The organism is SAR324 cluster bacterium, assembly GCA_029245725.1.
In the GTDB taxonomy this organism is placed as follows: Bacteria; SAR324; SAR324; order SAR324; family NAC60-12; genus JCVI-SCAAA005.
The window spans coordinates 1-10,961 of sequence record JAQWOT010000161.1 but is presented as its reverse complement, the minus strand read 5'-3'; the positions used below and the strand labels follow the sequence as shown (position 1 = coordinate 10,961).

Genomic DNA, 10,961 nt, shown 5'->3' with positions numbered 1-10,961 from the left:
TGTTCACCAGGCACATGCTGATTTTCAAAATGGGTTAGAGAAATACGGTTTGGAGGGGAATCAGGAAGCAGAATTACTGACTGGAGCCACGGTCGGGATTCTTGGGTATGGGGATTTGGGGCGGGCTTTTAAAGAAGTATTGCAGGGATTTCAGAATCAAATCTTAGCTCACGATCCCTGGTTACCTTATGGACTTTTAGAGAGGAATGGAGTTCAGCCTGTTGGATTGGAGCAACTTCTCAGAGAGAGTAGATTTTTTTTGTAACGGCCACCATTACAACTGAGAATTCAAAACTCTTGAACGCCGAGCGGCTGGAATGGATGCAACCTGGGGCGATGCTAATTCTTTTAAGTAGGGCTGAAATCGCTGACTTTAAAGACCTACAAAAATTTGCCAACTCAGGAAGAATTCGAGTAGCAACCGATGTGTTTCCTGAAGAACCTGTTCCACAAGAGGACCCAATTCGTCAAACCAAGAATATGCTCCTCTCTGCACACCGCGCTGGTGCATTGACTTCTGCCTTACAACAGATTGGCAAACTTGTTCTTGAAGACTTAGAATTGATCAGCCGAAACCTTCCTCCCGTTTCATGTAAGCGTGCTCATTTGGAAACTGTCACTTAAATTCGTAGCAAACCAATAGAAAAAACCTAAAGCTCATCAGATCACTATCGAGTGGAGAGAGGGCCTAAGTTTTTTGCAAATTCAGCTATTCTTTTTAGACCGAATTCACTTGGTCCTTGAAAAGGAGCCCGATCAAATACTGTTAGCCCCAATCTCGCAGCCAAAAGGCGTTTACCGTAACAGAGTAGATGCGGGATTGTCTGCATATTGAAGACGATCATCGGCAGAATTTCCTTTTGAAGTACCTCTGCTTCATCCGTTAGCCCATCCCTCCAAAACTGATAGATTTTAACTTGCCGATCTACCAACTCTGGGGCCGGAATCAACCCAGCACAGCCAGCACGCAATGAATCCAATTGTTCAATTCCTCCTCTGCCATTAAAAATCTGCATTCTGCTTTTCAGCGCCTTTACAAGTTGCTCAACCTCGACAGCAGAACCTTCTCCTTTCAAAAGTTTAAAATGAGAATGATGTTGGTTTAACTCCACGATTTTCGGAATGCTCAAGCCTACCCCTAGATACTCCGGAGCATTTTGAATGGCAATCGGCAGTTGAATTGAGCTCATCACCTCGGAGAAATGTTCAAAACATTCCTCTTCACTCAGGGGACGACGTGAAGGTGGCTGAAGAATCAACCAACTTGCGCCAAGGTCTGACGCTTTTTGAGCAAATTTCAATTGTGTGGAAGCATCTGGACCCGAGACAGTAACTGCTAAAGGAAGTATTCCTTGGAGATCTTCCAAAGCCCATTCCAGAATCATAAATTGCTCATCAGAGGACAATTTATGAACCTCCGTTGCTAGGCCAAGGACCACTAAACCCTGAATATTCTGAGCTAAGCAGGATTGAACCTGATATCTCATTGCAGTCCGATCCAAGTTTCCATCTTCTCTAAAGAAGGAGTAAAGGATGGGCCAAATGCCTGAAAATTCTATGTTCATTGAATCAGTTCCCTCTGGAGTTTCGATGGAACAAAGTTTAGATCAATTTACTGGTCACCAGTGCAATCAAGACTTACCAAGAACTGCTCAGAACAATTTTGGCTTATATCGATGCTTTTGATATTCCCTTTTCGACTGCGCTGCAGTTGATTTCTTTTGAGGAAGAACGTGAAGATAGTTTCAGATCACTTTGAGAGATCTAAGATGATTTTACCAATGTGTGTACTCTTTTCCATCAGACGATGGGCATCATTGGCTTTGCTCATTGGGAAGGTCTGATGAACAAGAACCTTGAGTTTGCCCTCCTCGAAAAGAGGCCAGACATGCTGGCGAAGTTCATTGGCAATGGCCCCCTTTTGCTGAACAGTCCTTGGCCTTAGTGTGGACCCAGTAATTGTTAGTCGGTTGATCATCATTGGGGCAAGGTTGATTTCATTAACTGCCGGTTTCAGGAATGCGATCTGAACCAACCTTCCTTCTAATGCCAGACAAGAAATATTCTTTTGGATGTAATCACCGCCAACCATGTCTAAGATTAGTTCGACGCCTTTACCAGAAGTGATTTCTCTGATCTGTTCAACAAAATCTTGTTCTCTGTAGTTGATGGCATGTTTGGCATCTAAATCCAAGCAGGCTTGGCATTTTTCAGCGCTGCCTACCGTGGTGATGACATTTGCTCCATGAAGGTGGGCTAACTGAATAGCGGTTGTCCCGATACCGCTGGAACCACCATGGATTAAGATAGTTTCTCCCGACTGAAGTCCTCCTCTCTCAAAGACATTGGTCCATACTGTAAAGTAATTTTCAGGAACTCCTGCAGCTTCAACCATTGATAATCCAGCCGGAATAGGTAAAACCTGTGGAACGGGAGCATTGCAATATTCTGCATATCCTCCCCCAGAAACTAGGGCGCATACTTTGTCCCCAACTTTGTAATCTGTGACACCAGAAGCGACAGCGGCCACTTCACCGGCCACTTCAAGTCCAGGGATTTGTGAGGCACCTGGAGGTGGATTGTAATTTCCCTGCCTCTGCATCACATCCGGTCGATTGATGCCTGCTGCTGCAACTTTTATCAAAACCTCATTATCTTCAATTTCAGGAACCTGTCCGGTATCCGACACCAAAACATCTGGATCTCCAGGTTCTCTGATGGATATATGATTCATGACTTTTGGAACTTGCATCGTGGGCCGTATGATTTTTTGGTTTTAATTTTCAGATTTACTGATTGAACGCGGTTTATTCATGACAAAACACATTTATCGAACAGCAATCATTGGTCTTGGAGCGGTTGGCAAGAGGATGTTGACCCATATTATGGATCACCAAAGATTTGAGCCTCTTGTTGGTTTAGATGTTCGATCAGATTCACTCGATAACTTTGAACGTCCTGTAAGATCTTTCAAGCTTACAGAAGATATGTCAGCTCTCTTGGGAACAAGGGGAATCGATCTCCTCTATGTTTCTACTCCACCAAAATTTCACGCTCAGGCTATTTATGATGGATTGTCTAACAACTGGAATATTCTATGTGAAAAACCACTCAGAATCAGCCTTTCGAAAAGTCAAAATCTAGTCCAAATTATTGAAAATCATTATTTTTTCAAGGAATTAACTTTGTTTTTCAGGGACTCCCTCAATGTAAGTAGCTAGAGAAAAGCTGACCTGAGGATCTATCGGAGAATTGCTTGGTGCAGAATTCATTATGAAATTTACGAAATGGCCTCGTGATTGGCAATCCCATGCTATTTGGCTTGGTGGACAAGAACAGGGGGGCATGATGAGGGAAGTAGGATCTCACTATGCTTACTTGAGTCGTGAAATCTTTGGCGAGCTCGAACTGGGGGTTCCTCACATTATAGAACACCCAGAAACTGGGCATGCTGAAACTCTGTTCATGGGACGATGGGAGTCCTCAGTTGGTCCAGTAACAGTGAACGTTTGGGTTGGAGGCTTTCGCCAAGATATCGTTCGTTACCGAATTCTGGGATCAGAGGGATGTCTGGTGTTTGACAAATGGTACCAACTTTATCTTCAAAACCCAGATGGCTGGAAACCACTGCTTGAGAGTGAAGTGAGCCAACCCATTCGAGCTTACGTGGGACAATTGGATCTAGTTGCACTCCAACTCGATGATGGCAAGAAGAGATTGGCGAATTTTTCAGATGCTCTGGCCGTCCAAAGATTAATCGAGAGTATTTTTTAAGATTCTTGTCAGAGGAAGGGTTAATAATTTGCCAATGACTCTGTTTCAACCCAACGAATCTTTGGATAAGTCGTGATCTTAAAACTTAGATGCATTTTCATTGAATTATCGGAAGGACTTTCCAGCTACTAGGCGCTGATTTTCAAAAATGGATCCCTGATCAGGGGCTGGGGGGTAAGGCATTCGAACTGGCACTTTCTCCAAGCGAGGAAGTTGTGTTTTTCCACAAATCATCCTGCCTTCAAACTCTTCAATTGAACTAATTCCTCTTAGGGGCCAAGCATCTGCTGCAGAATAGCCAATCAGCAAAATAGGCCGGTTTCGATTTGATTGATTGGAACGTGAGCCGTGAACCATCCGAACATGGTGCAAGGTGATCGCGCCAGCTTTTGCAGTCAATGAAACTGCTTTCTTTGCATCAAAAGTAGCGTGATCCAGATCAATTGCTCCACAGAAAAATCCATCTGGATGATGATGATTTTCAATTGGTCCCCTATGAGATTCGGGAATCATCAATAGCGGTCCATTTTCCTCGTCACAATCTTCCAGAAGTACTCCTACTTCAAGAATGTCATCATTCGAGTGAGGATAGAAGGCCCAATCCTGATGCCATTCCACCGCTTCCCCACCTTTGGCTTGCTTGATATTCAGCTTACTATGCTCCATCCGCAGGTCGTTCCCCAACAAGGCCCTGATGCAATCCAGCAGGGCTTCTGAGCGCATAATATGATCATAAACTGGATGGACTAGGTGAGGATCCTTAATACGTCTCACACTTGGAACCCGTTCGGTATGTTGATCGCTCAAATCATAGATGGAATTACTTGAATTAACTTTGCAGGCATCTTCTACAAGTTGCTTAAGAACAATGTTAGCTTCTTGGATCAATTCCCATGGTACAACTGATTCAACAACGACATAGCCCTCCTTCCAGAACTGATCTATTTGACTCTTTTCCATTTAACCTTCGAACGTCCTTTTTAAACTCAAACTAAAAAGATTTATTTTTGAAGCAATCAGTCATCTTTATTCGTTAAAATTCAAAATTGGGTTGTTTTAAATAAATTTTGACCGTTGACTTCAATCGAAACATCCACCAAATATGACTTCAGGGCTTCAAGATTGATTTCCATTCCTAAACCTGGAGCTTCAGGTGCCTTGATTTGGCCATTTTGATCAAGCAACAAATGAGATTTGGTAATGTCCAGTGCAAGGGATTTTGGTTGGCCAGGGTACTCACAAATTTCATGAGCTTTTAACCCTGCATAAGGCTGAAGGGAAGCACTCAAGGCAAGGTGAGAGGTGAAGGTGTGGTTTACATAGGTAACACCATTGGCCACAGCATATTCAGCTACCACTTTGGCTGGTCCAATTCCACCAATGCGACCACAGTCGATTTGGACATAACCAACTTTTCCAAAATCAATCAGATGCTTAGCCATCGAAGGATGATGCGCACCTTCCCCTCCAGCGAGTTTAATTTTACCACTTCGCCTCGCAAGTTCTCCATACTCTTGTAAAGCATGAGCATGAAAAGGTTCTTCAAACCAAAGGACCTTAGCCTCCTCCATTGGACTTATTCTTTCAGAAGCTTTATCGACATCTTCACCAAAAATCTGACCTGTATCAACGAGCAGAAGTCCATCATTACCAAGGCCTTCTCGGGCAGCTTGAAAATGTTCCCGATCTTCTAAAGCAGATCCCAATCCAATTGGTCCCCATCCGAACTTAGCGGCTTGAAAGCCCGTACGACGAGCTTTTTTCGCACGTTCAAAAGTGATGGCCGGATCATCCCCAAAAAGGACTGAAAAATAGGGAGTTTTAGCAAAATTTTCCTGATAATTGAGCAGTTTCCAGACTGGTGCATCCATGGACTTACCAAGAAGATCCCAAAGAGCCATCTCGATCCCTGAGTAAGTATGGGCAGCCTGGAGCAAATCCATACTTTGATAAGCAACCAACTGACTTATTCGCTGAATATCAGCAGGATTGTTTAAGTTTTGTCCAAGCACCGAATCCTGAACTGGTTGGCAGGAACCATGAGATAATGGGCAAACTAGAGCAGCGATGGAGGGCAAAGGGGCTGCTTCACATTCTCCATAACCTACCAGGCCACCTGCAGCAACTCTCACCAATAACGCATCCTGGCTTCCATCTGCTTCAGTCGTTACACGCTGCATAGAAAGGTAAAAGAAGTCAACGGATTCAATTCTCATTCAGTCATCCAGCAAATCTAGAGGTTAAGCCGCCATCTGCTATCCAGTTTGCACCTGTAACGAAGGATGCCTCAGTCGAAAGCAGGAAAGCAACACAATTGGCAATTTCTGCAGGCTTTGCCATGCGGTTCATCGGGTGAACGTCCAGAACCTTCTGTCGAAGCGCAGGATCATTCCTTTCAAAAAACTCTTTCACCAGAAATGTCTCAGTATAACCAGGTGAGAGGGCATTAACCCTGATCTGATGTGAACCAGCCTCCAATGCCATCGAACGAGTCAGCCCTACCAATCCCGACTTTGCAGCTGCATAGGGGAACATATTAGGGTAGGTCATGTTGGCATGTACTGATGCGATATTTACGATCGACCCTCGTTTGTTTGCAATCATATCTGGTAAAGCTTCCCGAGCAGCAAGCCAGGCCGCTTTTAAATCAACATCGAAAACATCCTCCCACTGTTGCTCTGTCATGGTTACTGGGTCTGCATAGGAGTTTCTACCAGCATTGTTGACAAGCCCAGTAATTGAACCAAACTTTTTTCGGGAAGCATCACTCCAGCATTTCAAATCCTCAGCAGAGCAGACATTCCCTTTGACAAACAATAACTTACTATCTTGATTTAATTTTGTAAGGAGATTTGCCCCCTCCTCCTCTTCGAGATCAATGAATGATACGTTAGCACCTTCCAGGAGGCATTTTTCGACAATCGCAGCCCCGATCCCGCGACTACCTCCTGTAACCAGAATGAGTTCATCAGTTAATCGTCCTGACATGCTTTATCCAGGAGTTTATTTGAGTTTTTGGTCTGCTAGTGTTCGTGCAGCGTCACGAATCATTCCAACATCAGCGAGACTAACGACAAGATCAAAACCTTGTGCATACAAATCTGCCATCGAGTTCGTTCCATAGGGGGTGACTCCCAAATATTTTCCCGCAGTTTTCGTGGTGTCAATCGTTTTCTTCATTAAACGCTGGTGCTCTGGATTCTCAAATTTCGCTGGGGTTCCCAAACTAGCTGAAAGATCAAACGGCCCAATGAAAATCATATCCAGTCCATCTACAGCCACGATTTCATCAATGTTATTTGCCGCCTTCGCACTTTCCACTTGGCAAATGACAAAAGTATTGTCGGAAACTGTCTCCAAGTACTCATCTGCCTTAAAGCCATACTCGCTCGCTCTAGCGTCAGTGTGAGCAATTCCACGTATTCCTCTTGGTGGATAGTGGACAGCGGATACTACTGCTTCTGCTTCCTCAGCGTTTTCAACCATTGGCACCATGATCGACTCGACTCCAATATCCAACAGTTTTTTGATCATCACATGATCATTCCATGGAATACGAACGACCAACGTAGTGTCTGTGCCATTCGAAGCTCTGAGCTGATTTGCCACCGTTAGCACATCACCTGGCCCATGCTCATTATCTACAAGCACGAAATCCAGTCCACTCAGACTTAGGATCTCCGTCACTACCGGATCTGGGATTTCATGCCAGGTTCCAATCAGTTTTTCACCAGCATGAAGTTTTTGTCGCAACAAATTTTTTCGATACATCTTTCTCCGATAAATCACGTGAGTAAAGTCGTCCTGGTCACCAAATCCAATTGCATACTCGCCGTTTTAGAGAAGGTCAAACTTCTGGAACAAGTCTAATAATTTTTTCTTACCTTGGAATATTTTCGACCATCATCAAATTTCGTTGCTGTGAGGAATTCAAGGCTTAAAAAGCACCCTCTTTTAGCTATGAAAAGGAATGGATTTTTACGTCTAGTTCAAGATTAGTGGCTTTGTAATTTGATAATTCTATGGATATTCAGCCTCTCTTTCCCAATGTATCTGAAAAATCGAGAGTGTTTGAAAGGTGAGTTGATAGATCTTTTGTGGATGCAAAATTGGCTAATAAAGTATAGCACTTGCTGATTGTCTGTAGGTTCCTGATAGTTAGCAGAAATATTATGTTAATCATAAACTCTTAAAAGGAGCCACTAATGAAGTTGGAAACTGCATTCACTATGGACACCTCCAGCATCAAGTTTGGGAAAGGAGTCACCAAAGAGATTGGAAGTGACTTCAAGAATATGGGCGTCAAGCGTTTGATGATCTGTACTGATTCTCGAGTAGCCAAGCTTGCTACGATGGAGGTCGTTGAAGCTTCGCTCAAAGACGTTGGACTGGAATACGAAATCTATTCTGGAGTTTCTGTGGAACCAACCGATGTGTCTTTCCACGAAGCTATTGATTTTGCCAAGAAGGGAAATTTTGATGGCTATCTCGGTGTGGGTGGAGGTTCCAGTATGGACACGGTGAAAGCAGCAAATCTATATGCGACCCACCCACCAAAAGATTTCCTGGACTACGTCAATCCTCCCATTGGTAAGGGGCTACCAGTACCAGGGCCCATCAAGTCCATGATATGTATTCCAACAACGGCAGGAACCGGTAGCGAGACAACAGGGGTCGCAATCTTTGACCTACTCTCCATGGAAGCCAAGACTGGGATCGCCCATAGATCGCTTCGTCCTCTGATGGGGATCATTGATCCGGATAACACCCGTAGCCTTCCAAAGATGGTGACAGCCTGCACCGCTCTAGACCAAGTCAGCCACGCACTTGAATCATTGACAGCCTTGCCGTATCACCAGCGACCCGCACCTGATTCTCCTGGAATGCGACCCGCTTACCAAGGGTCTAACCCGATCAGTCGAATCTGGGCTTCAGAATGCTTAAAATTGATTTCGCAAAATATACAGCGTGTTTTGGATGATCCTGAAGATGACGAAGCTCGTGGAGCCATTCTTTTGGGAGCAACTTATGCTGGAATTGGCTTCGGGAATGCGGGTGTGCACCTGCCTCACGGAATGTCCTATCCAGTCAGTGGTATGGTCAAGGAATATGTTCCTCCTGATTACCCACCCGACCATCCCACAGTACCTCACGGAATGTCAGTGATCTTGAATGCTCCGGCTGTTTTTCGTTGGACAGGAAATGCAGACCCAGAGAATCATCTACGTTGTGCAGAGTTGATGGGAACCGATGTACGTGGAGCTACACCAGATGATGCAGGAGAGGTTTTGGCAGGTGCTGTGATTGACTTAATGAGGAAGGCAGGCCTACCCAATGGACTGAACGCTGTCGGCTACGGTCCTGAAGATGTGCCAGCCTTGGTGGAGGGAACATTGCCTCAGCACAGGGTAACAAAATTAGCTCCCATTCCTGCTGGCCCCGGAGAGCTGAGAGATCTGTTCTTAGGCAACATGAAGCACTGGTAATTTCAGATGGACTAGGGTGTTCGATCAGAAACTGTTCGAACACCCGCTAGTCAAGAGCACTTGTTGGCACCACATTAAAAATCACAGTACCCTCCAGAAATTCTAAAGCGCTTCCTCTTCAGCATTTTTAACCAGAAGCCAAAACCCAACTTTTGGTTAGGATTCCAGTTCTCTCCACAAATTCCATGAAAAATTTGGATCTATTAATTTGGAAAAGAACGACTCAGCATACCTTACGATTTGAATGCCTAATTTAAGGCCTGTCTGAAAATTCATAATTTTTATGTCGGACGTAAAAATTCAATTCGAAAGGTACTTCCCTGATTAGGGGAACTGATGACTTGAATATCAGCTCCATGGGATTGAATGACACCCTGAACAAGACTGAGACCGAGGCCCATTCCTTTTGTACTTCTGCTTTTGTCTCCCCGGTAGAGCCTCTCAAAGATTCTGAGTTGATCACTCTCAGAGATACCGACTCCAGTGTCCCTGATTTCTATAATCACCACGTTGGGCTCAGAGAGGATGCTCACGGTTATGTGTCCTCCTTCTGGAGTAAATTTGATCGCATTGTCAAGAAGGTTTCCGAGAGCCTGACGCAACCTCACTGGATCTGCTTCAAGAAACACCGGGGCTTCTGCAAAATTCTTTCGCAGGGTAATTTGCTTTTCTTCAGCTAGCAACTCATAGAGCTCACAAGCTTCCTGCGTCAACACATTTATGTCTATCAATTCTTTACTCAGGCGCATAGTACCAGCTACAGCTTCAGCCTGATTCATCAATGCAGTCAACAGTAATTGAATCTGCTCTGCTTCTTCCGCAACATCCAATAGAGCCTCCCTGAGTTCTTCTTCCGAGGCTGCTTCGTTGGCGATCGTCAACTCTATTGAGTTACGCAAACGCATTAGCGGAGTTCTCAGATCATGAGCTACATTATCAAGTGACTCGTTCATGGTCGTAACCAGTTGTTCAATACGTTCCAACATCTCATTGTAGAGCCGCGTAAGTTTAGCCAGTTCACCTGAAGTGTCAGGCTCTGGAACACGAGCGTCTAAGCGTCCTGCAGCTACTGTTTCAGTTGTTTCCACCAGATCTTGGATGGGTCGCAAGGCTTTTCGTGTAAAAAACCAGCCCACTAATATACTGACAATCCCCACAGCCAGAAGAATCCTAAAAACTCTGCGTCTGAAAAGTTTTATTTGAAGTTGTGTGAAGGCATGGGACTCTCCGATGGCCAACACCGAGCCATCTGAAAAAACTCGAGCTGTAATCAGAATTTCCTCTTCAAGATCTAGGTTATGATATTCCTCAGGTGGACTACTATTCGACAGTTCGAGATTCTTGGAAGGCATTCGACTCCATTCATCACCAGAGACTAAGTGAGTTTGCAGAAGGGACCTCATTCTTGTGGGATCTTGTTCCCAGTTTGCTGGGATTGTTTTCCATAGGGCTCCGTGATCTTCTTGCCAGCGGAGCCAAGTGCCACGCATTCGATTCTGATCGTGCTCCTGTTGCAGGGTCAACAAAAGCAAAGCTCTAGACTGTAGATGTAGCTTTAGTGCTCCAGCTGCCCGAGAATGCTTTGCTGAAGTCTAGACTCAAACTCTCTGTGCAGGAAAAATCCAGAGAACCCAACTACCAATAAGGCTGAGAAAAAGAAAAGTAGAATACCAAAGATAGTCATCCGTGCTTGGAAGCTAC

The 10,961-nt window shown here is 44.6% G+C and carries 12 protein-coding genes; 5 read left to right on the top strand and 7 right to left on the bottom strand.

From position 1 onward, the window contains the following. Both P8O70_08140 and P8O70_08135 read left to right on the top strand, forming a co-directional pair. The coding region (locus P8O70_08140) for an NAD(P)-dependent oxidoreductase (GenBank protein ID MDG2196847.1) at positions 1-265 on the top strand (265 nt) is incomplete at its 5' end. A 32-nt stretch (positions 266-297) separates the two neighbouring features. Continuing rightward, a complete protein-coding gene (locus tag P8O70_08135) occupies positions 298-624 on the top strand; it encodes an NAD(P)-dependent oxidoreductase (protein MDG2196846.1) in 327 nt (108 codons plus the stop codon). A gap of 44 nt (positions 625-668) precedes the next feature. On the opposite strand, the gene P8O70_08130 is transcribed toward P8O70_08135, so the two are convergent. Then, positions 669-1,565 (bottom strand): dihydrodipicolinate synthase family protein, encoded by an 897-nt coding sequence (locus P8O70_08130; GenBank protein MDG2196845.1) that lies wholly within the window; start codon positions 1,563-1,565, stop codon positions 669-671. Between the two features lie 185 nt (positions 1,566-1,750). Next, the gene (locus P8O70_08125) at positions 1,751-2,734 is read right to left on the bottom strand and encodes an NAD(P)H-quinone oxidoreductase (protein MDG2196844.1); all 984 of its coding nucleotides are present in this window, start codon (positions 2,732-2,734) and stop codon (positions 1,751-1,753) included. A 79-nt stretch (positions 2,735-2,813) separates the two neighbouring features. On the opposite strand from P8O70_08125, the gene P8O70_08120 reads away from it, so the two are divergent. Together P8O70_08120 and P8O70_08115 are read left to right on the top strand one after the other, a co-directional pair. Next, on the top strand, positions 2,814-3,221 hold the full coding sequence (locus tag P8O70_08120; GenBank protein MDG2196843.1) for a Gfo/Idh/MocA family oxidoreductase: 408 nt from the start codon (positions 2,814-2,816) through the stop codon (positions 3,219-3,221). A 52-nt stretch (positions 3,222-3,273) separates the two neighbouring features. Continuing rightward, entirely contained in the window at positions 3,274-3,774 is a 501-nt protein-coding gene (locus tag P8O70_08115) for a hypothetical protein (protein MDG2196842.1), read from the top strand. 105 nt (positions 3,775-3,879) lie between these two features. On the opposite strand, the gene P8O70_08110 is transcribed toward P8O70_08115, so the two are convergent. From P8O70_08110 to P8O70_08095, 4 genes are all read right to left on the bottom strand, one after another. Further along, positions 3,880-4,734, bottom strand: a complete 855-nt coding sequence (locus P8O70_08110) for a phytanoyl-CoA dioxygenase family protein (protein MDG2196841.1) — start codon at positions 4,732-4,734, stop codon at positions 3,880-3,882. An 80-nt stretch (positions 4,735-4,814) separates the two neighbouring features. Continuing rightward, positions 4,815-5,990, bottom strand: a complete 1,176-nt coding sequence (locus tag P8O70_08105) for a mandelate racemase/muconate lactonizing enzyme family protein (GenBank protein MDG2196840.1) — start codon at positions 5,988-5,990, stop codon at positions 4,815-4,817. 4 nt (positions 5,991-5,994) lie between these two features. Continuing rightward, positions 5,995-6,762: a glucose 1-dehydrogenase gene (locus P8O70_08100; protein ID MDG2196839.1), complete on the bottom strand. Its 768-nt coding sequence runs from the start codon at positions 6,760-6,762 to the stop codon at positions 5,995-5,997. A gap of 15 nt (positions 6,763-6,777) precedes the next feature. Further along, entirely contained in the window at positions 6,778-7,545 is a 768-nt protein-coding gene (locus tag P8O70_08095) for an aldolase/citrate lyase family protein (protein ID MDG2196838.1), read from the bottom strand. Between the two features lie 434 nt (positions 7,546-7,979). Between P8O70_08095 and P8O70_08090 the strand changes: the two genes are divergently transcribed. Next, positions 7,980-9,260, top strand: a complete 1,281-nt coding sequence (locus tag P8O70_08090) for an iron-containing alcohol dehydrogenase (protein ID MDG2196837.1) — start codon at positions 7,980-7,982, stop codon at positions 9,258-9,260. Between the two features lie 281 nt (positions 9,261-9,541). Here the strand turns inward: P8O70_08090 and P8O70_08085 are convergent, their stop codons facing one another. Beyond that, positions 9,542-10,786 carry a HAMP domain-containing sensor histidine kinase gene (locus tag P8O70_08085; GenBank protein ID MDG2196836.1) on the bottom strand — a complete coding sequence of 415 codons (1,245 nt, stop codon included), beginning with the start codon at positions 10,784-10,786 and terminating at the stop codon, positions 9,542-9,544. Between the last annotated feature and the right edge of the window lie 175 nt (positions 10,787-10,961).